This window comes from Neobacillus cucumis, assembly GCF_016908975.1.
In the GTDB taxonomy this organism is placed as follows: Bacteria; Bacillota; Bacilli; order Bacillales; family Cytobacillaceae; genus Neobacillus; species Neobacillus cucumis.
Window position 1 is genome coordinate 15,787 of sequence record NZ_JAFBEX010000028.1, and the last position, 26,118, is coordinate 41,904.

Annotated in this window: 19 protein-coding genes and 1 pseudogene; 17 read left to right on the plus strand and 3 right to left on the minus strand. The window is 39.3% G+C overall.

Going from position 1 to position 26,118, the window contains the following annotated elements:
- Nucleotides 1-238: 238 nt before the first annotated feature.
- From JOC76_RS25355 to JOC76_RS25380, 7 genes and pseudogenes are all read left to right on the plus strand, one after another.
- Nucleotides 239-1,207 (plus strand): ABC transporter substrate-binding protein, encoded by a 969-nt coding sequence (locus tag JOC76_RS25355; RefSeq protein WP_205181592.1) that lies wholly within the window; start codon nucleotides 239-241, stop codon nucleotides 1,205-1,207.
- 104 nt (nucleotides 1,208-1,311) lie between these two features.
- A complete protein-coding gene (locus JOC76_RS25360; RefSeq protein WP_205181593.1) occupies nucleotides 1,312-2,874 on the plus strand; it encodes a sugar ABC transporter ATP-binding protein in 1,563 nt (520 codons plus the stop codon).
- A complete protein-coding gene (locus JOC76_RS25365; RefSeq protein ID WP_205181594.1) occupies nucleotides 2,871-3,848 on the plus strand; it encodes an ABC transporter permease in 978 nt (325 codons plus the stop codon). Before JOC76_RS25360 ends, JOC76_RS25365 begins: the two co-directional genes overlap by 4 nt.
- 76 nt (nucleotides 3,849-3,924) lie before the next feature.
- Nucleotides 3,925-4,887, plus strand: a complete 963-nt coding sequence (locus JOC76_RS25370; RefSeq protein ID WP_205181595.1) for a carbohydrate kinase family protein — start codon at nucleotides 3,925-3,927, stop codon at nucleotides 4,885-4,887.
- A 1,151-nt stretch (nucleotides 4,888-6,038) separates the two neighbouring features.
- On the plus strand, nucleotides 6,039-6,290 hold the full coding sequence (locus tag JOC76_RS30960; protein WP_372442008.1) for a hypothetical protein: 252 nt from the start codon (nucleotides 6,039-6,041) through the stop codon (nucleotides 6,288-6,290).
- A pseudogene (locus JOC76_RS30965) lies at nucleotides 6,226-6,528 on the plus strand (hypothetical protein); the annotation flags it as partial. The gene JOC76_RS30960 and the pseudogene JOC76_RS30965, both read left to right, overlap by 65 nt.
- A 213-nt stretch (nucleotides 6,529-6,741) precedes the next feature.
- A complete protein-coding gene (locus JOC76_RS25380) occupies nucleotides 6,742-7,371 on the plus strand; it encodes a fumarylacetoacetate hydrolase family protein (protein ID WP_205181596.1) in 630 nt (209 codons plus the stop codon).
- 505 nt (nucleotides 7,372-7,876) lie between these two features.
- On the opposite strand, the gene JOC76_RS25385 is transcribed toward JOC76_RS25380, so the two are convergent.
- The gene (locus JOC76_RS25385; RefSeq protein ID WP_205181597.1) at nucleotides 7,877-9,235 is read right to left on the minus strand and encodes a sigma-54 interaction domain-containing protein; all 1,359 of its coding nucleotides are present in this window, start codon (nucleotides 9,233-9,235) and stop codon (nucleotides 7,877-7,879) included.
- Nucleotides 9,236-9,631: 396 nt separating this feature from the next.
- Between JOC76_RS25385 and JOC76_RS25390 the strand changes: the two genes are divergently transcribed.
- From JOC76_RS25390 to JOC76_RS25410, 5 genes are all read left to right on the plus strand, one after another.
- Nucleotides 9,632-10,714, plus strand: a complete 1,083-nt coding sequence (locus JOC76_RS25390; protein WP_205181598.1) for an aromatic ring-hydroxylating oxygenase subunit alpha — start codon at nucleotides 9,632-9,634, stop codon at nucleotides 10,712-10,714.
- Nucleotides 10,711-12,156 carry an aldehyde dehydrogenase family protein gene (locus tag JOC76_RS25395; protein ID WP_205181599.1) on the plus strand — a complete coding sequence of 482 codons (1,446 nt, stop codon included), beginning with the start codon at nucleotides 10,711-10,713 and terminating at the stop codon, nucleotides 12,154-12,156. The genes JOC76_RS25390 and JOC76_RS25395 overlap by 4 nt, the downstream gene beginning before the upstream one ends.
- 2 nt (nucleotides 12,157-12,158) lie before the next feature.
- The gene (locus JOC76_RS25400; protein ID WP_205181600.1) at nucleotides 12,159-13,241 is read left to right on the plus strand and encodes a tartrate dehydrogenase; all 1,083 of its coding nucleotides are present in this window, start codon (nucleotides 12,159-12,161) and stop codon (nucleotides 13,239-13,241) included.
- A gap of 169 nt (nucleotides 13,242-13,410) precedes the next feature.
- Nucleotides 13,411-14,811, plus strand: coding sequence for a purine-cytosine permease family protein (locus JOC76_RS25405; protein WP_205181601.1), 1,401 nt, complete (start codon nucleotides 13,411-13,413; stop codon nucleotides 14,809-14,811).
- Nucleotides 14,812-14,913: 102 nt separating this feature from the next.
- Nucleotides 14,914-16,671 (plus strand): CocE/NonD family hydrolase, encoded by a 1,758-nt coding sequence (locus JOC76_RS25410; RefSeq protein ID WP_307784773.1) that lies wholly within the window; start codon nucleotides 14,914-14,916, stop codon nucleotides 16,669-16,671.
- A 67-nt stretch (nucleotides 16,672-16,738) separates the two neighbouring features.
- On the opposite strand, the gene pdxT is transcribed toward JOC76_RS25410, so the two are convergent.
- A complete protein-coding gene (gene pdxT, locus JOC76_RS25415) occupies nucleotides 16,739-17,338 on the minus strand; it encodes a pyridoxal 5'-phosphate synthase glutaminase subunit PdxT (protein WP_205181620.1) in 600 nt (199 codons plus the stop codon).
- Nucleotide 17,339: 1 nt separating this feature from the next.
- Nucleotides 17,340-18,224: a pyridoxal 5'-phosphate synthase lyase subunit PdxS gene (gene pdxS, locus JOC76_RS25420; RefSeq protein WP_205181602.1), complete on the minus strand. Its 885-nt coding sequence runs from the start codon at nucleotides 18,222-18,224 to the stop codon at nucleotides 17,340-17,342.
- Between the two features lie 106 nt (nucleotides 18,225-18,330).
- Here pdxS and pdxR point away from each other — a divergent pair, with 106 nt between their 5' ends.
- From pdxR to JOC76_RS25445, 5 genes are all read left to right on the plus strand, one after another.
- On the plus strand, nucleotides 18,331-19,749 hold the full coding sequence (gene pdxR / locus JOC76_RS25425) for a MocR-like pyridoxine biosynthesis transcription factor PdxR (protein ID WP_205181603.1): 1,419 nt from the start codon (nucleotides 18,331-18,333) through the stop codon (nucleotides 19,747-19,749).
- Between the two features lie 22 nt (nucleotides 19,750-19,771).
- The gene (locus JOC76_RS25430; protein ID WP_205181604.1) at nucleotides 19,772-22,099 is read left to right on the plus strand and encodes a helix-turn-helix domain-containing protein; all 2,328 of its coding nucleotides are present in this window, start codon (nucleotides 19,772-19,774) and stop codon (nucleotides 22,097-22,099) included.
- Nucleotides 22,100-22,302: 203 nt separating this feature from the next.
- A complete protein-coding gene (locus JOC76_RS25435) occupies nucleotides 22,303-23,493 on the plus strand; it encodes a glycine C-acetyltransferase (RefSeq protein ID WP_205181605.1) in 1,191 nt (396 codons plus the stop codon).
- A gap of 108 nt (nucleotides 23,494-23,601) precedes the next feature.
- Nucleotides 23,602-24,579 (plus strand): L-threonine 3-dehydrogenase, encoded by a 978-nt coding sequence (locus JOC76_RS25440; protein WP_205181606.1) that lies wholly within the window; start codon nucleotides 23,602-23,604, stop codon nucleotides 24,577-24,579.
- A 65-nt stretch (nucleotides 24,580-24,644) separates the two neighbouring features.
- Nucleotides 24,645-26,048: an amino acid permease gene (locus tag JOC76_RS25445; RefSeq protein ID WP_205181607.1), complete on the plus strand. Its 1,404-nt coding sequence runs from the start codon at nucleotides 24,645-24,647 to the stop codon at nucleotides 26,046-26,048.
- Nucleotides 26,049-26,118: the final 70 nt, after the last annotated feature.

Here is a 26,118-nt window from a genome sequence, read left to right on the forward strand (position 1 = left end):
TTAACTTGTTCTGCGGGGGAGAAAAATGAAAGAATCACAAAAAAAGGTTACGATTCAGGGCAACCACGACCAAATGGAAAAAAGCCCAAAATCATAACCCTGCCTGAGTATATCTAAAATTAATACTAATTTTAGCACTCATTTTTTATACTACGGTATTACAGATTTTTTTACAAGGATTGTGTTTTGCTAGAAGTATCTATTACTTTACAAAACTATATTGGAGGAATTACAAACCATGAAAAACTTTAAAATTTTTAACATAGTATTATTAATTTTAACTTTATGCTTTTTAGGTGCATGCAGCAATAATGAAAGCGCTTCTAATACAAGTAAAACAGATAACAAGTCTAATACTGAAAAAAAGCTAAAGATTGGTTTAACAGTACCAAATTTAAGTAATCCATACTTTGTAGCGATGTCTAAAGGGGCTAAAGAAGTTGCTTCTAAGTATAATGCTGATGTAACGACTGTAAGTGCGGATCAAGATCTTGCTAAACAAACTTCACAAATTGAAGACTTTATCACACAAAAAGTTGATTTAATATTATTATGCCCATTTGATTCTGCTGGTATTGCCGGTGCAGTTAGTGAGGCAAAAGCAGCGGGTATTCCGGTTGTTGCTCTTGATGGATTTGCACAAGGTGGCATTGACACAGTGGTTATGTCTGATAACGTTCAAGCAGGTAAATTAGCTGGGGAGTACCTTGTAAAAAAACTTAATGGAAAAGGTAATATTGTTATTATTGATGGACCTCCTGTTTCAGCAGTGACAGACCGAATTAAAGGTTTTAACGAAGTAATTAAAAAATATCCAGATATCAAGGTTGTTGCTAAACAAAATGGTGAGGGTAATCGTGAAAAGGGCCTTTCCGTAATGGAAGGTATACTAACAGCAAACAAGAAAATCGATGCAGTATTTACCATAAATGATGAAGAGGCTGTTGGAGTACAAATTGCTCAAGAACAAGCTAATAGACAAAATGAATTCTTTGAAGTAAGTGTCGATGGTGCGCCTTCTGCAATTGATGCTATGAAAAAAGGCGGAAGCATTGCTGGTACTTCAGCACAATTCCCGAATCAAATGGTTCTTGAGGGTGTTGCCTCAGCATTAAAAATCATCAATGGAAAGAAAGTTGACTCAAAAGTTCTTATTTCAACTAAATTTATCACTAAAGATAATGTTTCTTCTTATAGTGGCTGGTAATTGAATTTCTCTCTTGTGGAGGTAAAATATGGTGCTCTATCAGGAGCACTATATTTCTTTCCTAGTAAAATAGGGCTTAAAAAGAGACTTAGGGAGTGGCACTAATGGCAGTATTTCAGGTTCAAGAACAAATAAATCGTCGTTTACCAGAGAGTCAGTTACCCATCCTTAGGATGAAGGCAGTTACGAAGAAATTTTCCGGTGTCAAGGTGTTGCAAAACGTTAATATCGAACTCTATAAAGGGGAAGTTCATGCTTTGATGGGGGAGAATGGTGCAGGAAAATCTACTTTAATGAAGATCATGGCTGGAGTGTATCAGCCTGATGGAGGAACGATTGAATATAAAAGTCAAGAAGTCCATTGGAATAATCCAATGGAGGCAAGAAATAAAGGGATCAGTGTTATTCACCAAGAAATAAGCCTTTCACCGAATTTGTCCATTGGTGAGAATATTATGATGGGGACAACATTTAAGAAAAATAGGCTGGGCCTAATAAATTGGAATGATATTTATGAAAATGCTGCCCAAGTTTTAAAATCCATAGGATCTTCCTTGGATCCTCGAGCGGATGTTTCCACCTTAAGTGTGGCCCAACAACAAATGGTAGAAATTGCTCGAGCTTTATCACTTAATTCTGAGATTTTAATTATGGATGAACCAACGGCATCTCTGACAGATAAAGAAATAGAAAAGCTTTTTGGCATCATTGAAGAATTAAGAAGAAAAGGCGTAGCTATTGTTTATATCTCTCATCGAATGGATGAGATTTTTAAAATTTCAAATCGCTTTACAGTTCTTAGAGACGGTCAATGGGTTACAAGTGGACCAATTTCGGTTACAAATCCCGAGAATCTAGTAAAACTTATGGTAGGAAGAGAGTTAAATGAGCTATTTGTAAGAGAAAGAATCGAAAGTATTGATAGGTCTGAACAAAAACCTGTCCTTGAGTTAAAAAATGTCTCTGACAAGAAGTTTGTAAAGGGGATATCGATGAAAATCTACCCTGGAGAAATTGTGGGCTTAGCAGGCCTTGTCGGTGCAGGACGGACTGAACTGGTAAGAACAATCTTTGGACTTTCCGAACTGTCAGAGGGTCAAATAATTTTGGATGGCCAGGAGGTACATATAAAAAGTCCTACTGACGCAATAAAACTTGGCATTGCTCATGTTCCTGAGAGTAGGAAGGAACAGGGGTTATTACCAAATTTATCTGTAAAAGAAAATATACTGATGGCACAATTGCCAACCTATCGTAAATTTAAACTACTGCAGTATAAGCAAATGAATCGTGATGCGGATCGATACATTAAAGAACTTGGAGTAAGAACGGCATCAAAGGAACAAAATGTTATGGGTCTTAGCGGGGGAAATCAACAAAAGGTTGTTATTGCTAAATGGTTATCTATAAGTCCTAAAATACTGCTACTAGACGAACCGACACGTGGTGTAGACATAGGTGCCAAGACTGAGATTCATAAAATCATAACTAAATTAGCAGAACAAGGGCTTGCTGTATTGATGATTTCTTCTGAATTACCAGAAGTATTAGGAGTTAGTGATCGGATTTTAGTGATTCATGAGGGGAAACTCAGAGCTGAACTATCTCGTGATGAAGCTACACAAGAAAAAATTATGTACTATGCTACAGGAGAGGTTAAACAATGAATATAAACTTACAAACGTCAAGTCCATCCGTAGTTTCATTCAAGGAACGGTCAAAACAGATTTTTAATCAGCTGGGCATGGTAATAATTCTTGCCTTATTAATCATCGTTATGATGATTGTTGCACCGAATTTCACGGACTCAAGTAATATCTTAAACATACTAAAACAGAGTTCAATCACGGCTATTCTGGCAGCTGGGATGACTGTAGTTATATTAACAGGAGGAATTGATTTATCGGTAGGCTCAACTCTTGCATTGAGCGGTGTTATATCTGTATTACTATCAAATGCCGGAACTCCTCCTGTTATCGCTATGTTAGTAGGAGTTGCAGTAGGATATGTTGCCGGGGCTATTAATGGATTTTTAACAGCTGTACCTAAGTTGCCTTCCTTTATCGTGACGCTTGGAAGTATGACCTACCTGAGGGGGTTGGCTTATGTTATAACCGGCGGATATCCTGTAGTTTTGGCATCAAAGCAGTTCAAGTTCATTGGAGCAGGTGAAATTCTGGGGATTTCTACTCCTATTTATGTGATGGCAATTGTTTATATCATCATGATAACTGTTTTAAAGTATACGATGTTCGGGAGACATGTTTATGCTATTGGCGGTAATGAAGAAGCTGCGCATCTTACAGGAATTAAAGTTAATCGCACCCTGATTAATGTATATTCCATCAGTGGCTTATTAGCCGGTGTTAGTGGCGTTGTGATGGCAGGACGTTTGTTCTCAGGGCAGCCCATGGTAGGAATAGGATTTGAGCTAGATGCGATAGCAGCTGTCGTACTAGGTGGTACTAGTTTTGTAGGGGGACGTGGCCGTATACAAGGAACGATCATTGGGGTTTTGATTGTGGCTGTGTTAACGAATGGAATGACCTTACTTAACGTGGATTATTACTGGCAACAAGTTGTAAAAGGGATCGTTATTGTTATTGCCGTCCTTCTTGATAGATTACGAAGCAGAACTTAAATTAGATCCTTTTAAATAAAAAGCCAGAAGAGTAGTCTTCTGGCTTAAAAAATTCACGAATTTAGGAGAGGTTCAAATGTATGATGTAACAGCTCTTGGAGAGTTATTAATTGATTTAACTCCTTATAACTCTTCTCAGCCTGGCAAAGTTGTCTTTGAAAGAAATCCTGGTGGTGCCCCGGCCAATGTATTAGCGGGCTTAACCAAATTAGGCAAGAAGACTTGTTTCATTGGTAAGGTAGGAGATGATCAATTTGGACATTATTTAAAGCAAGTTTTATTAGATACAAACATATGCTGTGAAGGATTATCCTTTACCCGAGAAGCAAATACTACGCTGGCATTTGTTCATTTAGATGAATATGGTGACCGTTCATTCAGCTTTTATCGAAATCCCGGTGCGGATACCAAGTTAACAGAGGATGACATTAATGAAAATATCGTAGCTCAAACCAAAATTTTTCATTTTGGTTCTCTTTCCCTCACTAATGAACCAGCTGCCACTACCACTCTAAAGACAGTCCAATTAGCAAAAGAACAAGGGAAAGTTGTTTCCTATGATCCTAATTTAAGGGCTTTGCTTTGGGAAAATTTAGAGCATGCAAAGAAAATGATTAAAGAAGGATTGAAATATGCAAACATCGTAAAGCTTTCGGAGGAAGAGTTGGAATTCATTACTGGAAAGGCAGATTTGGAAAAAGGAACAAGACAACTGGTTGAACAGTATAACACAGAACTTATATTTGTCACTTTAGGAGCAGAAGGCTGTTTTTATCGAAAAGGTGAGAACATAGGGAAATTTAAATCCTTTAAAGTGAATCCGGTTGATACAACAGGTGCGGGAGATGGCTTCTTTAGTGGTGTTTTATATAAATATTTAGAAAAAAATAAACCCATTGCTGATTTAAACATCGATGATATGCAAGAAATTATTATATTTGGAAATGCGGTTGGAGCAATTGTCACAACAAGGAAAGGTGCAATATTAAGCATGCCTTGCATGGAAGAAGTTAAAAAACTAATGGATAATCAAAATTAGTAACTGTTTTACATGCTGCCTTTTATCCAACTTTTTGATTGGTTTTGTCGGTGCAAAAACTATTCTGAATTACAGGAATGAGAGGAAGTCGAAACATTAACAGATGCTTCAAAGTAAATAGTTTTTATCCGTAAGAGAATTTATTTGCTGTTACAGAAAAACTATAGCTAGATAGTCCATTCTAGGGAAAGAGCTGCTGGTAAACCCATCAACATGAAGGGGCGACAGGATGTGATGAACGCTCACCCCCCTTAATATAAGGAGTTTGAGGCGATTGGCTAATAAAATGCTAACTAAAAGAGGCCTCTCATAAGTTGAACAAACTTTTGAGAAGCCTCTTTTTTCATGCCCTTCGTTACGACAGGTTTTATGAATCCTGCATCAGTACAAAATGACCTAGCTGATTCAATCATCCTTACGTTTGGAGCGATTCAGTATGACACGTGGAAATACTCCATAGATTTCTTCATTAGAGTACTTCAAAGATTACTGCAAAGAAAAAAATAATAGGTCCTCTTCCATTTCGATTTCCATTAAGTAAAAGTATTTTTTAAAGAACCTGTCCTTTTTCCGATTTTATTTTTAAATAGATTGATAGGTAGAGAGTATGCCTTCCTGTCTGTCCATAAATATTTTTGAATCATAGATTTTGTCCCACAATCGTATCGACTATAGTACTAATACACGATTTTTCTTCGACAATAAATTTTTCTAGAAGTAGGGTGAAAGCTTGGTTTAAAAGGGTTTATTGCACTTTTAATCAAACGTTTAGTTAGTATGGCAACGTGTCTGCATTTATCAGAATATGTATTTTGCTAACCGATTTTGGAGTTATAAGTCAACCGACGGTCTTCGACATGTTTCACGTGTAACATGTCGCTTTTTGGAAAGCCCCGAATTATTTTTATAAAGGTTGCATTTTAAAAAAAGATATCTCGGTTAGAGTTATTTGCACAAAAAGATAAAAAAATTATTATTAAAATGTCCAATGATTTATTTGTAAGATAAATATACAATAAAAGCGTATAAAAAGGATTTAATCTTAGCCTAAACGTAGACATCCTTGTGTTTATAAAGGGAGGGGTAAATAAATGGAAAAAATAATTGTAATAAAAGCTGGCAGTTCCTCTTTAAAGTTTTAGTTATTTGAAATGTCAAATGAGGAAGTTATAACCAAAGGGTTAATTGAAAGAATTGGTTTAAATGACTCGGTTTTTAATATTACATTTGGCAGCCAAAAAATAAAGGAAATATTGGATATTCCAAACCATAAAGCTGCAGTAAAATTGCTTTTGGATAAACTAACTGCTTTACAAATTATTGATACTCTTAATGAACATTGGCTCCTATGCTGCACGGATGTGTGGAGTAGATGCGATTATTTTTACAGCTGGCATAGGTGAAAATAGCGATGTGATTAGGGAGAAAATATTAAAAGGTCTTGAATTTATGGGAGTTTATTGGGATCCAGCTCTCAACAAAGTAAGAGGAGAAGAAGCATTTGTTACTTATTCGCATTCACCTGTTAAGGTAATAATCATTCCAACGAATGAAGAGGTGATGATTGCTTGCGACGTAATTCGTCTGGCTCACATTGAATTGAAAGAAAACCAACTAATAAATAGTTTGGTAACTTGTTAACAGAACGAGGTGTTCTCTGTTAGGCATTTTTCATTTTATAAATATTAATCTTATTTGTTAAACTTAGGGCTGTAGTGAATTTCTCAAAGAATCACTGCAGCTCTTTCCATTGGCACTGATAATTGATTGAAGGAATATTAAATTAGGTGCATTATTATAAGAGAAAAATTAATCATGTGAAAATTTAACTATTTTGTGGAAGGGGTTTTATATATGGAAAACATTCGAAATATCTACTGTGTAGGCAGGAATTATGTATCACATGCAAAGGAATTGAAAAATGATATTCCAACCTCGCCTTTTTTGTTCTCTAAGCCAACTCACGCTTTGGTGGAGGCATGCGGACAAGAGGTTACTCTGCCGGGTAATCGAGGAACCATTCATTATGAAGTAGAATTAGTTGTACATATCGCTAAAGCTTATGAAAAGGGAATGAAGGTTGACGAACTTGTTGATCGTATGGCGCTGGGGATTGATTTTACTCTAAGAGATGTGCAGAGCGAATTGAAGAAAAAGGCATATCCTTGGCTGCTAGCAAAAGGCTTTCCAAACTCTGCTATATTAACCCAATTTATTGAGTTTCCGGGTATAGAAAAATGCAAGCAATTCGATTTTGCTCTTTGGAAGAATGGTGAGCAAGTACAGCGAGGGAATATTCAAAATATGATTTTCGACTTACAGACCATAATTGATTTTACCGCGTTACATTTTGGTCTTGGGAAAGGAGATATCATTTTTACGGGAACACCTGAAGGAGTTGGACCCGCTGCAGAAGGTGATCATTTTGCTCTTAAATGGGGAGAAAATACACTTGGAGAGTTTTCCGTTTCTTTAAATAAATAATAGACAAGTAAGCTAAAGAAGGAGATAAACTAGCCAGAAGTGCATTGTAACAACGAAGTAAAGACGCCCAAAGTATCTTTTCTGCTTAAAGTCGTCCAAAACTGGTTTCCTCCTGCTTATCCTCCGATGTTTTATATCATATTTAGAATATTTAAGTTAAATCTCCTAAAATCTTGATTTTTATACACTATTTCTTTCTATATTATACGAAAATATGGACGCCATGATGTAAGAATTTGAGGGGGCTACCCAATTGTCATGTATTTGACTTTTGAGTAGCCCCCTTTATGTTTCTCCGTGGAGAATTGTTATAGCTCCTGAATCGGGGTTTGGATGATAACTGGATTCTTTTTAAACCCAACCATTTCAAGATGTTTATCACATTCTTTTGAGAAGTTGAGTCACATGCGAACCTGTAGCCACTTCCAATGTGGAAGAAGATAGTACTGCCTTTATACTGAATTCGTTGCATACCTTTCTTCCAACTGCGGGAGAAGGACTTTTATCATTCTTCCTGATCCCCACAATACTGGCTAATCAGCTTCACTGCTCTTGTTTGACTGATGTTTAGATCCTTTGCAACTCTTCTAGAACTTTTATGTTTTTTATAGGCTTGAATCACCAGTTTTTTCTTAACATGTTCAATGGCTTCATCAAGCTCGGATGGCAGCGAGTATTGCGCTTGCGGCTTTATATTTTTTAAAATTAAATCTGGCAAATCGTTTTGCTGGATAATTGAGTCACTAGTGACAACGAGCCTTTCCATCACATTTTCGAGCTGGCGGATGTTTCCCGGCCAGGAATACCAATAAAATAAATCCAGGCATTCCTGTGAGATAATTTTATTCATTTCATATTTTTTATTAAATTTATATAAAAAATTATAGGTTAAAGGAATGATATCCTCTCTCCGCTCCCGAAGTGGCGGCAGCTGGATATCAATAATATTCAAGCGATAAAATAAGTCCTCACGGAACTGGTTTTTACCTACCATGTCAATTAAATCGCGGTTTGTAGCTGCGATAATCCGGACATCTACTTTTTTCATCTCGTGTCCGCCTATCGGAAGAAACTGTTTTTCCTGAATTACTTGCAGAAGCTTCGCTTGAAGCGACAAAGGCATTTCGCCAATCTCATCGAGGAATAACGTACCCTGATCCGCAATTTCAAGCAAGCCTTTTTTTCCATTTTTGCTTGCGCCCGTAAACGCTCCTTCCGTATAGCCAAACAGCTCCGATTCCAATAAATCCTCAGGTAAGGCGGCGCAGTTAATCTTTAGAAACGTTTTGTTGCTACGCTTGCTGATATTGTGGATATAATCGGCTAATACCCCTTTTCCTGTTCCCGATTCTCCTTGGATTAAAATCGTTGAATCGACCTTGGCAATTTTTTCGCAAACCTTTAAGATGTTTTTCATTTTTTCGCAATTTGTCATTGGAGTTGCGCTGAGTTGATAGTTTGAAGGTAAGTCTTCTTCTTTTTCTGGTTTAATACTTTTATAGTTTTGTAACTCCTGAGAAGTTGTCACAACGAATTCTATTTCATTTTGATCATTCAAAATAGGAACCGCAGTTGTTAACAGTTCTGCACCGAGATAAGTGGTCATCTTGATGGTGACTGTTTTTTTCTCCTTAAATACTTTAGGTACAATGGAAGGCTTCCAATACCCTTTTTCATAGAGTTCTGAGTTGTATTTTCCCACAACATCTTCCGGTTTTAACCCATAATGTTTTTCGCAGACGCTATTGACGTAAATAACTCTCTGCTGGGCGTCAAGCACAAATATTTCATCAGAGGAATAATCAAGAATTTTTTTTAATGTCTCTACGGTAATATCAAAAGGGCTTTGTGTTTCGGTTATCATTTAACCTTACCTCCATGGATCGAGTTGGTTTCGATTCAAGCGAGTTAAAAATGACTCAATTTTTGAACGAAATTCGCAAAATTTTTAACACTTTTGTGAATAAATAAGGCATTTACAATATTGGCACAATACTTGCATTAAATAAATATGAGTGTCGCTAGACATGAAAAAAGATCTCACTGAATTAATTAAACAAAATCTTCCGCAACTTGTAAACGCTTAAATCATATTATTGCTAGGTTGCAATAAGTAGTTTGAATGTGAATTGATTCCAACTCATTTTTCGAGAGAGTCTGTGGCAGGTTTAGGAGAGAGGATGATGTTCGCAAGCTTAGAATCATGTTAAAATCCCATATTTGAAAAAATCATTTTAATTATTCGAGGAGGAAAATAAAAATGGCTTATAATGAAGTTAAAAATAATGCAAATCGGACTTTTGAAAGAACGTTAACTTATGATTTATATACAGATCCAAAGGTATATGAGCAAGAAATAGAGGATGTTTTCGCCAAGTCATGGCAATTGGTTGGACATGTGAGCCAGTTGGAAAATCCGGGGCAATACTTCACAGCTGAAGTAGCGGGTGAGCCTTTACTCATCTCTCGGGCAAATGATGGGGTTATTCGTGCATTTTATAATGTATGTCCACACCGGGCAACAAAGCTTGAGAAAAAGGATGAGGGCCAAAAGAAAATTTTTCAATGCAGTTACCATGGCTGGACTTTCCATTTGGATGGTAAGTTAAATAAAGCTCCTAACTTTACTGGGGAAGAAGCTGCATGTGTAAGTGACTGTCATTTAAGACCAGTTAGAATCGAAATTTTAGAATCATTGATATTTGTTAATCTAGATGAAAATGCAAAATCATTAATTGAAACATATGGAGATTTCTTTGACCGTTTAGCGAAGTTTCCTTTCTTAGGCGAGTTGAAAAGAGTCAACCAAAAAACAAGGGTGCTTAAATGCAATTGGAAAGCATTTATTGATAACTATCTGGAATGTGATCATTGCCATGTGGCACATCCTGGCTTTGTAGCTACTCTTGATATGAGAAATTACCAAATTGTTACATGTCAGAACTATTCTATTCAAGGTTCAGTAGTGAAGCCGGATAAAACAATGGGCAGTAACGATTTAAATGAAGCTGAAATGCAGGGCGGAGAATTCTACTGGTTATGGCCAAACCTGATGGTCACCATTTATCCGGGTCCGGGAAATATGGCCACCATTCAAATGCTTCCAATTGATCATGAGACTACTTTAGCAGTTTATACTTATTATTTTAGAGATGAAAACCTTACACAAGAAGAAAAGGATTTAGTTACTTTTGCCGAGCAAGTAAGAGAAGAAGACGTTGAATTAGTAGAATTAGAGCAAATCGGCTTCCGTTCACGTGCTTTCAACAGAGGGGTTTATTCAAAATCGGAGAAGGCGATTGTTCAATTCCACGAACTTGTATTGGAGGCATTAGGACGATGACCAATGTAAAAGTTGCAGTAAAAAAACATTTATTTATTAATGGCCGTGATGTAGAGGCAGCTGCTTATGCTCCTCTATATTCCCCCTATTCAGATGAACTGATTGCCGAGATTGCCATGGCGGATGAGCAGTTGACAAAAAGGGCAATCGGCTCCGCCCAAGAAGCCTTCCAAGTAATCTCGAAGATCCCAGCATTTGAGAGATCGGCTATTTTGGAAAAAGTAGTAGAATTATTGAAAGAAAAGGCTGACGAAGCGGCAGAAGTTATTGCTCTTGAGTCGGCGAAGCCAATAACATTCGCAAAAGGCGAAGTATCCAGAACCATTGAAACCTATAAGTTTGCAGCAGAAGAAGCAAAACGAATTCATGGCGAAACCATTCCTTTTGATGCCGCACCCGGTGGCGTCGGAAGAATCGGCTATACCGTCCGCAAACCAATAGGAGTCATTGGCGCGATTACACCGTTTAATTTTCCGATGAATCTTGTGGCCCATAAAGTAGGGCCCGCGATTGCCTCAGGTAACTCAATCGTCTTAAAGCCAGCTTCTCAGACTCCACTATCCGCCTTATATATTGCAGAACTTTTTAAAGAAGCAGGTCTTCCGGAAGGAGTCTTGAATGTGGTGACGGGTTCTGGTTCGGTTGTTGGCGAGGCGATTATTAATGATGACCGCGTGCAAATGATTACGTTTACAGGGAGTCCGGCGGTCGGCATTGGTATCCGTAATAAAGCCGGCTTGAAGAAAACCACTTTAGAGCTCGGTTCAAATGCAGCCGTCATATTGGATAAAGATACTAATGTTGATCAGGTCATTGACCGCTGTATTATGGGGGCTTTTTCGAATCAAGGGCAAGTTTGCATTTCCTTACAGCGCGTTTATGTCCATGAAGAAGTGTACGATCAATTTGTGGAGAAATTCGTGGAAACTGCGAAACAATTAAAGGTGGGCAATCCTTTAGATCCGGAGACCTATATCTCCTCTTTAATTTCGAAAAAGGAAACAGAGCGTGCTTTAAGCTGGATTGAAGAAGCAAAACAAAATGGGGCAGTCGTATTGGCCGGAGGAAAACTAGCCGCTGGTATATTGGAGCCAACTGTCATCGTTAATGTTGATCCGGTGTTAAAGGTTTCCTGTCAGGAGGTATTCGCTCCAGTTGTGATTGTTAATAAAGTAAACTCTGTTGAAGAAGCAATCGGATATGTAAATAATTCGAGATTTGGGCTTCAGGCAGGCATCTATACGAAAAATATTGATCATGCCTTATTAGCAAGTGAGGCTCTTGAAGTAGGGGCAGTTATAATCAACGATATCCCTACCTTCCGGGTAGACCAAATGCCATACGGCGGTGTAAAAGAGAGCGGAACGGGCCGAGAAGGGATCAAATATGCCGTAGAGGAAATGACAGAATTAAAATTAGTGGTATGGAACAGGGGCGAATAGTAATGAGCATCTATAAGATTGCCGTCATTCCCGGAGATGGGATTGGACCTGAAGTGCTTCAAGAGGGAATTAAGGTTTTAAATAAAATGGCAGCATTGGACGCTTCCCTTCATTTTGAATACACATACTTTCCATGGGGCTGTGAGCATTACACTGATCATGGTGTGATGATGGATGAAGACGGGATTGAAAAATTAAAAAACTTTGATGCTATTTTTCTCGGAGCTGTCGGTTATCCAGGTGTACCAGACCATATTTCATTATGGGATTTGCTTTTAAAAATCAGAAAAAGCTTCAATCAATATATCAATATTCGCCCAATTAAGTTAATAAAAGGTGCTGTATGCCCGTTGAAAGACGTGAAGCGGGAAGAAGTGGACATGCTGTTTATCCGAGAAAATAATGAAGGTGAATATGCGGGGGCTGGAGATTGGTTATATAAAGGCCAGGAGAATGAAGTCGTCCTGCAGACCGGCGTCTTTTCGCGAAAAGGGACGGAACGAGTCATCCGTTATGCGTTTGAGACGGCTAAAAGAGAAGGCAAATCTCTTACGAGCATTAGTAAAGGAAATGCACTAAATTATTCAATGGTTTTCTGGGATCAGATCTTTGGTGAAGTCAGCAAGGAGTATCCGGATGTAAAAATAGCGTCCTACCTCGTGGACGCTGCGGCGATGTTAATGATTACTGATCCGAAGCGATTTGAAGTCGTGGTAACCTCTAATTTATTTGGAGATATTTTAACCGATTTAGGTGCAGCCCTGGCCGGGGGCATCGGTCTTGCAGCAGGGGCGAATATCAATCCGGAGAAAACCTTCCCTTCGATGTTTGAACCGATTCACGGATCAGCTCCGGATATTGCGGGAAAAGGTCTGGCCAATCCTTTGGCGGCCATTTGGTCTGCCAGCCAGCTGCTCGACTTTATAGGATATGAACATTATGGGAAGCTCTTGTTGGAGGCAATCGAGGTACTGCTTGTCGATGGCAAGGTTTTGACACCCGATATGAAGGGAACGGCCACTACTTCCGAAGTCGGGGATCGCATTATTGAGGTGATTGAATCACTTTCATTAAAATTGGCTTAAGTGTTTATTCGGATTGAAAGAAAACGGTAACATCATTTATCGATACATCCCCTTCTTTTGGTCGTTCAATTAAAAGAGGGGGGACTTGTACTAGATAAATAAAGTGGACGCTGAACCATTAAGGGCTGTAATGGAATTACTAAAACCTGGGATTTGGAGGCGGTTATTAATGAAAGTAGAGCAACGAAGTATTGATTATGTACCGGATTCGGAACGGCACGGCAAAGCACGAGATTTATTTAATATCTGGTTCAGCGGTAACATGCAGCTTACACCTGTTATTACTGGGGCAGTTGCTATATCGCTCGGTCTGAATGTTTTCTGGGCGCTCACTGCTGTGATTCTCGGAAACTTAATTGGTGGATTATTTATGGCAACACACTCTGCCCAAGGTCCAAAGCTTGGCATACCTCAAATGATTCAAAGTAGGGCTCAGTTTGGGGTCATCGGTGCTATCTTGCCATTGATTCTCGTCATGGTTATGTACATTGGATCTGTATACTACAGTGGTTTACTTGGTGCACAGGCCATCCATAGCGCAATCCCAGGCATTCCCGTATGGCTTGCAATGATCGTACTAAACGGAGTCACATTGATTGTTACCACCTATGGATATGACCTCATCCATAAAGTTGAAAAATATTTCGCGATTGTATTTGCAATCGTTTTCATTATCATAACGGTGGAAGCCTTTAGACTCCCACTGCCCGCACATAGCTGGTCAGTTTCCAGTTTTAAAGCTGGACCATTTTTGATGGCACTAAGTGTTTGCACCACTTGGCTCTTGACATACGCACCATATGTTGCTGATTACTCCCGCTACTTGCCACGTAACACATCGTCGCGTGCGACATTTGGCTGGACATATGCCGGCGGTGTTCTTGGGACAGGCTGGACGATGGCGCTAGGGGTTATCCTGATTGCATCTTCCCCTAAATTCGGGACGGATCCAACTGGATTTCTTGCCAACATGGTTGGTCACAGTTTGGCTCCAATCATCTATATCGTCATCGTGATGGGAATCCTTGGCGTTAACGTGCTGAATCTTTACTGTGCATTTATGGCTACCGTTACGTCCATTGAGCCATTCACTAAAATAAAAGTGACACCAACGAAACGTTTTTCTATCTTAGCGATTTGCACGATTATTGCCACATGGCTTGGCATCGTTGGTCAAGGTGACCTTGTAGCAATCATGAATGATTTCATGTTATTGCTTCAGTACATCATGGTGCCATGGAGCGCAATCAACTTGGTTGATTACTACCTGCTTCGCCGCGGGAATTATAGTATCAAAGATATTTTTGATGTAAACGGCAAATATGGTAAGTTCAACTGGACGTGTATTGGTGCCTACTTAATCAGCATCGTGGCACAAACTCCTTTCATGAATGTGGAAGGTATCTATCAAGGACCCGTTGCAAAGGCACTCGGAGCAGACATTTCGTGGACTGTCGCCTTAATTTTACCAGCCATCATCTACTACTACGCGATGAAAGCAAAGTTGACAGCAACTGGTGAACTGCAAGAAATCAAGCGTACTCAGGCTGCAAAAGCAGTCAATGAATAACCAGAGTAAATGCCTTAACTATCTACCTAAATAAGAAAATTTACTATCCCATGAGATTTGCAGCTCATGGGATAGATTTTTTGAACAAAAGATATAAGAAATGTGGTGGCTGCAATTAAACAATTTCAAATTATAGTTGAAAAAAATGTCCCATGTAAGATGCGTGATGGGGTCATTCTTTATGCAGATATTTATCGACCAAATAAGGAGGGGAGGTTTCCGGTTTTATTAACAAGGCTTCCGTATAGTAAAGATCTTCCGTATTATTCCCATCGTTATTTAGATACAAATCGGCTTGTGGAAAATGGATTTATCGTGATTATTCAGGATGTGAGGGGCCGCTTTCAGTCAGAAGGGGATTTTCAACCATTCAGACAAGAGGCCAATGATGGATTTGATACAGTAGAATGGGCAGCAGCATTTCCATATTCGACTGGAAAAGTCGGTATGTTTGGATTGTCATATTATGGATATACCCAACTTTTGGCTGCAACGAAAAAGCCGCCGCACTTGGCTGCCATTTTTCCTGCGATGACATTAAATGACCAAAGAAATGGTGTTTCTTACCGGAATGGTGCTTATCAACTGGGTTTTACGGAAACATGGGCACTTGAATCGATAGCCCCTGATTTGCTTAAACGAAAATACGAAAATCCGGTGGAAAGAAAGAGGGAGATTCAGAAGATTGCCGATTATCTTAATAGATTAGATGATTTATACGGATTTGCCCCGATTAAGCAATGGCCTCCATTAAAGGAACTTGGAATTGCGGACTATTTTTTTGAGGAATTGTCCCAATCTCTTGAAAATGAGGATTATTGGGGACAATCAAGCATAGCTGACAAGTATCGCGACCTTCAGGTTCCTGCCTTTCATTTAGGCGGCTGGCATGATTGCTTTATCGGTCCGACCTTAACGAATTATATAGAAATGAACAAAACGGGACCTCATCAAAAGCTAATTGTCGGACCATGGGGGCATGGCTATTTTTCCTCCGTGCAAGGGGAAGTCTTCTATGGTGTCCATGCCTCAGGTGATTGGATTGATCTCGAAAAGGATATTACGGATCTCCATATTCACTGGTTTAATCATTGGCTCAAAGGAATTGATATCGGCTTAGAAACAGAGCCCCCGGTTAAAATTTTTGTCATGGGCATCAATCAATGGCGAGATGAAATGGAATGGCCGCTAAAACGAACTGTTTATACCAATTTTTATTTGCAAAGCAACGGAAAAGCCAATATAAAAAATGGTGATGGCCGACTTTCTCTGACTCAGCCAACAGATGGAGCCACGGACTGCTTTATATACAATCCAAATCATCCTGTACCTACCAAAGGCGGTCGTACATTGTTTTTTGGTCCAATGACAATGGGCCCTTTGAATCAACATGAAATTGAGGAGCGGGAAGATGTGCTTGTTTATTCATCTGCGCCATTAACTGATCCTGTTGAGGTGACAGGAAACGTGAAGGTAAAATTATGGGCTTCCTCAGACGCGAAAGATACCGATTTTACAGCTAAGCTCGTCGATGCGGATTCCAATGGCAATGCCATTATTTTAGCCGAGGGAATTGTCAATGCCAAATATCGGAATAGCTTCATTCCTGAAGAGGAATTGGCAGGGGAAGTGGTGGAATATGAAATTGACCTTTGGGCAACAAGTAATGTGTTCCTGCCGGGACACCGGATAACACTGGAAATATCCTCAAGCAGTTTTCCTCATTACTTGCCGAACCCAAATACCGGAGAATCCTTAATTGAAAGTGATCTGAGGATAAAGGCGAGGCAAACAATCTACCATAATAAACAGTATCCATCCCATCTAATCCTTCCAATCGTTCCGGCTAAGGAAGGATAATGGAACCAGTAGACTTCCGGCACTCATGAAAAAGATGCGAACACCAAAAGGTTTCGCATCTTTTTTATCAATGATCCATTTTTCCGAAAACCATTGTGCTCTCTTGCACCATTTCAATAAAATACTTCATAATCCTACTATCTTCTGTTAACTCTGGATGAAAGGAACAGCCTAAGAATTGACCATCTCGAGCTAAAACAATGCGCTCTTCATGTTTTGCTAGAATTTCAACATTTTCACCTGCAGCGACGATATGCGGAGCCCGGATAAAAACAGCAGAAATATCTTCCCCAATACCTTGAACGGATAGATCTACTTCAAAACTATCTACTTGGCGTCCAAATGAATTCCGCTCCACAACTACATCCATTAACCCTAGATGGGGCGAATCATAGCCAACGATATTTTTTGCTAATAAAATCAGGCCTGCACAAGTTCCGAACATAGGAATTCCTTTGTCAGCCATAGCACGAATGGGTTCTAGTAAATCGTAACGGTCCAGCAGTTTACGTATTGTCGTACTTTCTCCGCCAGGTAATACCAGACCCTTTATTTCTTTTAGATCTTCAACGGATTTAACTGGAATTACCTCACAACCAAGCTCTTCAATTTGTCTACTATGCTCTCTGACTGCACCTTGCAATGCCAGTATACCAATTTTTAGCATATTACCAACCACGATCCTGCATACGTTCGCTTGCATCTAGAGTTGCAATTTCAATACCTTTCATTGGTGTACCCAACTCTTTTGAAATTTCAGCAATCAGTTTATAGTCTTGATAGTGAGTTGTTGCCTCTACAATGGCACGTGCGAATTTTTCTGGGTTATCAGACTTGAAAATACCTGATCCTACAAATACACCATCTGCTCCAAGTTCCATCATTAAAGCAGCATCAGCGGGTGTAGCCACGCCGCCAGCAGCAAAGTTTACAACTGGTAAGCGGCCTAATTTTTTGATTTCTAATAATAATTCAAATGGTGCTCCTAAAATTTTTGCCTCGGTCATTAATTCATCTGTACTCATACTCACAACACGTCTAACTTGTGCATTCACTTTGCGAATATGACGAACCGCTTCAACAATATTTCCGGTTCCCGGTTCACCTTTTGTTCGTAACATGGAAGCTCCTTCTCCAATACGGCGTGCAGCTTCCCCTAAATCGCGGCAACCACAAACAAAAGGTACGGTGTATTCGCTTTTTAATAAATGGAATTCTTCATCTGCAGGTGTTAATACTTCACTTTCATCAATGTAATCGACGCCCATTGCTTCTAATACACGTGCTTCTACAATGTGGCCAATACGTGCTTTTGCCATTACTGGAATCGTTACAGCGTTCATTACCTCCTCTACAATACGAGGGTCTGCCATACGGGCTACTCCTCCAGCTGCTCGGATATCTGATGGCACTCGCTCTAAAGCCATAACCGCAACTGCACCTGCAGCCTCTGCAATTTTTGCTTGCTCGGCATTAATGACATCCATAATGACGCCGCCTTTTTGCATTTCTGCCATTCCACGTTTTACGGTTTCCGTCCCTACCTGTTTCATAATAAAACCTCCATTGATTTGATGATGATTATTAGTATAATAGAAATTGACTTTATGAAAAGGTTCAATTTTTTAAAAAAGTATGTGGTCAGTGGGGGGATTAGGAATGGATATGCTTATGTTTAAATTGGATAAAAGTAATGCAATGCCTTTATATGAACAGCTTTATAACGGTATTAAAGATGCCATTATCCATAAACAAATTGAAGTTGGAACCAAATTACCATCAAAAAAAAAATTAGCTGAATTTTTAAATATCAGTCAAACAACCATTGAAATTGCTTATACCCAACTGATTGCAGAAGGTTATGTAGCATCTAAACCTCGGATTGGATTTTATGTAGAAGAGATCGATGATTTACCCTATATTGAAAAAGAGCCTTTAAACATTCGTGTAGAGGTGGACAAGAAAAAGATCTATCAATTTGACTTTCATCCAGGAAAAATTGATACGGACTCATTCCCTTTTTCAATGTGGCGAAAATATGCAAAAAGTTTATATGATCATAGTTCAAATGAGTTGTTACAAATTGGAGATCATCAAGGAGAATTCGCATTAAGAGGAGAAATTTCAAAATATCTTTATCAATCAAGGGGGATTGTATCTAAACCAGAACAGATTGTCATTGGTTCGGGAACGGAGCATCTACTTCCCATGATTCTAAGATTACTTGGAAATGATTCAAAATTTGCCCTTGAAAATCCTGGATATTCAGCAATTCCAAAAATACAATTGCAAAATAGAGCCATCCCCATTCGGGTAGATGAAGATGGTTTAATAGTGGATGAACTTGAAAAAACAAATGCCAATGTTGTTTATATCACACCTTCTCACCAATTCCCTACGGGTGCGGTTTTATCGGCAACAAGAAGAACGAACCTGTTAAACTGGGCTGCAAAAGGTGAAAATCGCTATATCATTGAAGATGATTACGACAGTGAGTTTCGTTATATTGGAAAACCGATTCCTGCATTACAAGGATTAGACCAAAACAATAAAGTCATTTATATGAGTACTTTTTCCAAATCATTAATGCCTTCATTGCGAGTTGCTTATTTTATATTACCAACAACCTTACTACAAAAATATAAAGAGACCTTTAGTTTTTACTCAGCAACTGTACCTAGATTTGATCAGCATATCTTAGCTAACTTTATGAGAGATGGATATTTTTCCAAACACTTAAACCGAATGCGGAAAATTTATCGTAAAAAGCATGAAAAATTAACTCAAATATTTGAAACGCATTATCCTGATGTCATCATTACTGGAGACCAAGCAGGAATGCACATTTTAATTTCTGTCCCCCTGTCAAAAGGTGAAGATCAGTTAAAACAGATTGCAGCCAATAACAATATTGCCATCTATCCAGTTAGTGATTATCTATTAAAGCCAATTGAATATCAATATCCAACCTTTCTTTTAGGGTTTGGCAGTATTCCACTCGATCAAATTGAAAAAGGCATCCACCAATTAATGCAATGTTGGGATATCCCAAAAACAAAATGCGCGGCACATTTTTAATCTAGTCCTGAGGTGAATGTTCATGAACCGGCCAATAAAAGATAATTCGTATCAAATAAGTTTACAAAACATTGAATATTCCTCACACCATATCCAATTAGGAATGGAGATTCTTCTTGTCATAAGGGGAGAAATTGAACTTACGGTCAATCAACATTCCTTCCAATTAGCTGAAAACGATCTACTGCTTATTAACGCCAATGATTTGCGCTTTATTAAGGGGAATAAGGAGAATGTCGTATTATCGTTACAAATTCCTTTGGATTTAATCGAGCCTTATTATCCGAATATTCATGAGTGTTATTTTGACTGCAATTCATCCAAAGAAGGGAACAGGATGTATCTGCTTTTTGATCAAATTCGCCAACTAATGGCGAAAATTCTAATTGCCTATTACCAAAAGCAGGATGGAAGTGAAATCGAGATTAACGGACTGATTTTCCAGTTAGTTACACTGTTGATTCGAAATTTTAAAACAGCACATCTCGGGAGTCACCAATTCACCGAAATGAAGGATGAAAGAATTAGAGAGATCCTGACTTTTATCGAAAGAAATTATCGCAAACCGATATCATTGGAGGAAATCGCCAAACAGCGGTATTTGTCTATTTACTATTTGTCGCGGTATTTCAAGCAGGAAGTTGGGGTTAGTTTCTCCCAATATGTCAAAAATGTCCGTTTGAAATCAGCGGTTCATGAGCTACTGTATACCGACCATAATATTACCCAGATTTCACTTAATAATGGGTTTCCCAATGTGAAGGCATTTAATAAAGCTTTTAGAGAAAGTTACCAGCAAACGCCTACTGAATATCGCATCCTTCATAAAGTGGAACCGATGGATGTTGAGGAAGTGCAACATGAAACGGAACAATATACATTACTGCAATCGCCTAACTTTTTAATGGAAATCAGTAAATATATTTCAGGAAATGAGAAGAGCACTACGCTGTTGGAACCGGCTGCTTCAGCGGTGTATGTGGACTTGCCTCAGGAGCCCATTTTTATCAAAGAAAAAGCCTCAAAGTTACTGGTGATTGGGCAGCTTGAATATGCTTTGCATGAAGAAGTGCAGGCAGACTTAAAGTTAATCCAAGAGGAACTTGGGTTTGAATATATCTATTTTACGAATCTATTTTCGGACAGCTTTGCGATGACAACGCCCCTCTATCAAATAGGCGGACAATTTTATCAGATGGATGCCTTGTTTACCCGTTTTCAACAATTAGGGTTGGTTCCATTCATTCGCGTGGAAGTTGAAAGGGAAGTGGTAAGCAGCTCTGAATATCTTAGGAAGCTGGATGAATTCTTACGGCACAGTCTTAGTTATTTTGGCAGTTCCTTTGTAGGCAAATGGCGGTTTGAATTGGTTTTCCCGGAATGGGGTGAAACAGCAAGAATCTTTTATCAAGATTTTTATCAAACAGTTAAAAAATGGGCTTCTGCCGCGAAAATCGGTCTTCATGTGCCGTTTTCTTTAGGAAAGGCTATACCCGTTCCTGTTGCTGACTTTTTAAACCAAATTTCCAATCGTTGCGAGTTGGTCTGCTTCACCTGCAATCCGAATGAAGAAGTGGATTTTACCGATATGGATAATCTTACTTTTGAAGGAGTAAAAAATTATGTAAGGAAAGCATGCAACAGATTAAAGGAGAGTTTATCGACTGCGGGTTTGGAGGAGGTTCCGATTTTCCTAACGGATTGGAATACACTTTATGGAAATACGATGGATTTAAGCGGCACTTTCTTCCGTTCAGCCCTTATTTTTAAAGAAATGTTGGATGCGATGAAGGAAGTTTCCGGTTTGGGGCTCTGGATTGATACCCACTCACTGGAAAAAAATAATCTGAATAAAGACCATATTGCCATGAATGGAATTGCCCTCCTGTATTACTATCAAATTAAACGCCCTGCTTATTTTAACTTTCAACTGATGGAAAAAATGGACTTGAGGATTATAGCTGAAGGCGAGGATTTTGTAATGGCAATGGGGGAAGGCGGCTATCAGTTGGCCGTTTATAACCCCTCTTATATCAATCCCTCTTATTCGGTCGAGAGTTTCTTTCTGCAATCCATCACAAAGGAAAAGAAAGTCGTGATTTCAGGTCTCCCGCCTGGACGGTATCAAATTCGCAAGCACATTCTTGATCAAAATAACGGCGAATTTTATATTAACTGGATCAATTTGCAGCATCAGGATATTTACGACCAGGAGGTCATTTCCTTTATCAAGCAGGGAACCCACCCTGATTTGCAAATTTATGAGGAAAAAGTGGAAGCAGAGCTTTATTTACAATCTACACTGACCTTTAACGCTTTTCATCTCTTTGAAATAAAGCCATTAAGTTAAAACTTAATGGTCTTTTTTTGTGGTTAAATGTGACAAAGATATGAAGGAGGGCAAATATGGGAGGTACATACAACAAAGATGGGAATGTAAATCAACTAAATTCGATTTAAACTAAGTGCATGGAAACGTTTTCAAATTAATCTTTCCTAATCGGAAACGGATAAGAAATTTATACTGATAAGTTTATTGAGGAGGTTTGTACGATGTCTAGAAAAGTTTTAGAAGATATATTAACTCCACAGCTGCAAGAGCTACGTGAGAAAGGGCTATATAACGACATTGATACAGTAGAGGGAGCCAATGGCCCAATTGTGGTAATCAAGGGCAAAGAAATCATCAATATGTCGTCCAACAATTACCTTGGGCTCGCAAACAATGAAAGATTAATTCAGAAGGCGAACGAAGCCACGAAACAGTACGGTGTGGGTGCGGGTGCCGTTCGGACAATTAACGGAACGATGACCATCCATACTGAATTGGAAAAAGAGATAGCCGAATTCAAGCATACAGAAGCGGCAATTGCATTCCAATCAGGATTTAATTGCAATATGGGCGCAATCTCGGCGGTGATGACAAAGAAGGATGCGATTATTTCCGACGAATTGAACCATGCCTCGATTATTGATGGCTGCCGTTTGTCCGGAGCGAAAATCATCCGCGTCAAACACCAGGACATGGACGATCTAAGGCGGGCTGCAAAAGAAGCGGTCGAAAGCGGTGCTTATGAAAAAATTATGTATATCACCGATGGAGTTTTTTCAATGGATGGAGATGTAGCGAAGCTTCCGGAAATCGTGGAGATTGCAGAAGAATATGGATTGCTTACATATATTGACGACGCACATGGTTCAGGCGTCATGGGCAATGGTGCCGGCACAGTTAAACATTTTGGCCTTTCTGATAAAATTGATTTTCAAATTGGAACGCTTTCCAAGGCTATTGGTGTTGTAGGCGGCTATGTGGCTGGTACTCAGCAATTAATTGATTGGTTAAAAGTGCGCGCCCGTCCATTCCTATTTTCAACATCGCTGACACCTGGAGCTGCTGCTGCCAGCATTGAAGCCATTAACATCATGACGGAATCAACGGAGAGAGTCGATCAACTATGGGAAAATGGCCGCTATTTAAAAGAAGGTTTGAAAAAATTAGGGTTTGATATTGGTCACTCAGAAACACCGATTACGCCATGTATTATCGGAGAAGAAACATTAACACAGCAATTTTCCCGCCGTCTAATGGAAGAGGGAGTTTACGCCAAAGCCATCACCTTCCCAACGGTGCCGAAGGGAACAGGCAGAGTGCGCAATATGCCGACTGCGGCTCATACAAGAGAAATGCTAGATCAAGTGCTTTCTGTATATGAAAAAGTTGGAAAGGAACTGGGTGTCATCTAAGTTTAGAAGATAAAAAGGGCAGGGCCTCGTTTCTTAGACTAGGTCCTCTCTGATACAATCAGATACCATGTTCATTATTTAAGAGAAATACTTAGGAGGCTATTTACGGTGAAAAAAATTCTTGTGACTGGAAGCTTAGGACAAATCGGTTCAGAGTTAACGTTGAGACTTAGGGAGCTTTATGGAGAGAAAAATGTCCTTGCTACTGATATCCGCCATGTTAACAGCAACTCAGTGGTAGAAGATGGTTTATTTGATACATTGGATGTGCTGGATGGCGAGAAAATGCAGAAGCTGGTCAATGACCATCACATTGATACGATTATCCATTTGGCAGCGCTGCTATCAGCAACAGCCGAGAAAAAACCTCTTCTAGCCTGGAATTTAAATATGGGCGGATTGGTAAATGCGCTCGAGGTGGCAAAAAATTCCCATGCACAATTCTTTACACCAAGCTCGATTGGCGCCTTTGGTCTATCCACGCCAAAAGACAATACACCCCAGGACACAATCCAACGGCCAAACACGATGTACGGTGTTACCAAAGTCAGCGCCGAATTGCTATGTGACTATTACTTTGCAAAATTTGGCGTCGATACCCGCGGGGTCCGCTTCCCTGGGTTAATTTCCTACAAAACACTTCCGGGCGGAGGAACGACAGACTATGCGGTTGATATCTACTATGAAGCGTTAAAGAACAAAAAATACACGTCATATATTGCGAAAGGGACTTACATGGATATGATGTATATTCCGGATGCGGTTGATTCGATTATTAAATTAATGGAAGCGGATTCATCTAGGTTAAAACATCGAAATGCCTTTAATATTACAGCTATGAGTTTTGAACCTGAAGAAATCGCTGCTTCCATCAGGAAATTGATACCAGAATTTACGATAGATTATCAGGTGGATCCAGTCCGACAGCAGATTGCCGACTCTTGGCCAAACAGTATTGATGCGACCGCTGCCAAAGAGGAATGGGATTTTAATCCGGGGTACGATTTAGACCGTATGACAAAATCTATGCTCGAAAACTTGGCCGAAAAAATGGGTATTCCATTTGGGGAACCTGTATTGGTTTAAGGAAAGAGTAAAAGATCAAGAAGAAAAAGGGTTTATAAAAGTGCAAAGGGGAAAGAGGGAAGTCTATGTCAAAAAACCAAGAATTAAAGCGGGGGCTTAAATCGCGTCATATTCAAATGATTGCTTTGGGTGGTACGATCGGGGTTGGTTTATTTATGGGTTCGACCAGTACAATTAAATGGACGGGTCCATCGGTTATGATTGCCTATGCAGTTGCCGGCCTCTTCTTATTTTTCATCATGCGCTCGATGGGGGAAATGCTTTATTTGGAACCAACCTCCGGTTCATTTGCTGACCTTGGCAATAAATATATCCATCCTTTGGCCGGTTATTTAACGGCTTGGAGCTATTGGTTCCAATGGATTACTGTCGGCATGTCGGAAATCATTGCGGTTGGTGCGTATATGCATTATTGGTTCCCACATCTGCCAACATGGGTCCCTGGGGTGGTCGCGATGGTGATCCTTGGCGTTGCCAACATGATTTCGGTTAAAAACTTTGGTGAATTTGAATTCTGGTTCTCGTTAATTAAAGTATTAACGATTGTCTTCATGATTATTGCTGGTATTGGCATCATTCTCTTTGGGTTCGGAAATGGAGGCAATGCAATTGGATTTTCAAACATCTGGAAAAATGGCGGTTTTTTCACTGGCGGATTTAAAGGTTTCTTCTTTGCCCTTTCCATCGTAATCGGTGCTTATCAAGGGGTGGAACTAATTGGGATTACGGCTGGTGAAGCAGAAAATCCGAAAAAAACGATCACCCATGCTGTAAAAACAACTGTTTGGCGTATTTTAATTTTCTATATTGGTGCGATCTTTGTCATTGTAACTGTTTACCCTTGGAACCAGCTTAATCAAATTGGCAGCCCATTCGTTTCGGTTTTTGCCAAAATTGGAATTACGGCTGCAGCAGGCATTATCAATTTTGTCGTGATCACGGCAGCAATGAGCGGCTGTAACAGTGGTATCTTCAGTGCTACGAGGATGCTTTACACATTGGCGAAAAATGGGCAGGCACCAAAGATTTTTGCCAAACTATCGGAAAATAAAGTACCTGTTTATTCAACTTTAACGGTTTTAGTGGGCTTGGTCCTTGGCGTTGTTTTGAGCTATATTGCACCTCCATCCATCTTCGTGTATGTTTACAGCGCGAGTGTACTTCCTGGAATGATTCCATGGTTTGTACTGCTCATCAGTGAAATTAAATTTAGAAAAGTAAATGCTGTTGCAATGGAAAAACATCCATTTAAAATGCCCTTTGCACCTTACAGCAACTATGCTACTATAGTATTTTTATTGGTCGTCCTTGTTGGAATGTTTATTAATCCAAGCACGCGCATCCCATTAATCGTGGGAATTGGATTTCTTGCCATTATGACAGCCCTTTTCTATCTGTTAAAAATGGAAAAACGCGTACCGTTAGACGAGGCCGAAAACGAAAAAGGCACAAAAACGAAAGCAGTATAATAAAAACAAAACAAAGGATAAAACAGGGAGACGGTTCTAATGCTTCGTGCATGGGGACCGTCTTCTTTGA

Bases quoted from the DNA above. Each gene is read 5' to 3' on its own strand.
- JOC76_RS25355 (WP_205181592.1), top strand. From the start codon at position 239: ATGAAAAACTTTAAAATTTTTAACATAGTATTATTAATTTTAACTTTA.
- JOC76_RS25360 (WP_205181593.1), top strand. From the start codon at position 1,312: ATGGCAGTATTTCAGGTTCAAGAACAAATAAATCGTCGTTTACCAGAG.
- JOC76_RS25365 (WP_205181594.1), top strand. From the start codon at position 2,871: ATGAATATAAACTTACAAACGTCAAGTCCATCCGTAGTTTCATTCAAG.
- JOC76_RS25370 (WP_205181595.1), top strand. From the start codon at position 3,925: ATGTATGATGTAACAGCTCTTGGAGAGTTATTAATTGATTTAACTCCT.
- JOC76_RS30960 (WP_372442008.1), top strand. From the start codon at position 6,039: ATGTCAAATGAGGAAGTTATAACCAAAGGGTTAATTGAAAGAATTGGT.
- JOC76_RS25380 (WP_205181596.1), top strand. From the start codon at position 6,742: ATGGAAAACATTCGAAATATCTACTGTGTAGGCAGGAATTATGTATCA.
- JOC76_RS25385 (WP_205181597.1), bottom strand. From the start codon at position 9,235: ATGATAACCGAAACACAAAGCCCTTTTGATATTACCGTAGAGACATTA.
- JOC76_RS25390 (WP_205181598.1), top strand. From the start codon at position 9,632: ATGGCTTATAATGAAGTTAAAAATAATGCAAATCGGACTTTTGAAAGA.
- JOC76_RS25395 (WP_205181599.1), top strand. From the start codon at position 10,711: ATGACCAATGTAAAAGTTGCAGTAAAAAAACATTTATTTATTAATGGC.
- JOC76_RS25400 (WP_205181600.1), top strand. From the start codon at position 12,159: ATGAGCATCTATAAGATTGCCGTCATTCCCGGAGATGGGATTGGACCT.
- JOC76_RS25405 (WP_205181601.1), top strand. From the start codon at position 13,411: ATGAAAGTAGAGCAACGAAGTATTGATTATGTACCGGATTCGGAACGG.
- pdxT (WP_205181620.1), bottom strand. From the start codon at position 17,338: ATGCTAAAAATTGGTATACTGGCATTGCAAGGTGCAGTCAGAGAGCAT.
- pdxS (WP_205181602.1), bottom strand. From the start codon at position 18,224: ATGAAACAGGTAGGGACGGAAACCGTAAAACGTGGAATGGCAGAAATG.
- pdxR (WP_205181603.1), top strand. From the start codon at position 18,331: ATGGATATGCTTATGTTTAAATTGGATAAAAGTAATGCAATGCCTTTA.
- JOC76_RS25430 (WP_205181604.1), top strand. From the start codon at position 19,772: ATGAACCGGCCAATAAAAGATAATTCGTATCAAATAAGTTTACAAAAC.
- JOC76_RS25435 (WP_205181605.1), top strand. From the start codon at position 22,303: ATGTCTAGAAAAGTTTTAGAAGATATATTAACTCCACAGCTGCAAGAG.
- JOC76_RS25445 (WP_205181607.1), top strand. From the start codon at position 24,645: ATGTCAAAAAACCAAGAATTAAAGCGGGGGCTTAAATCGCGTCATATT.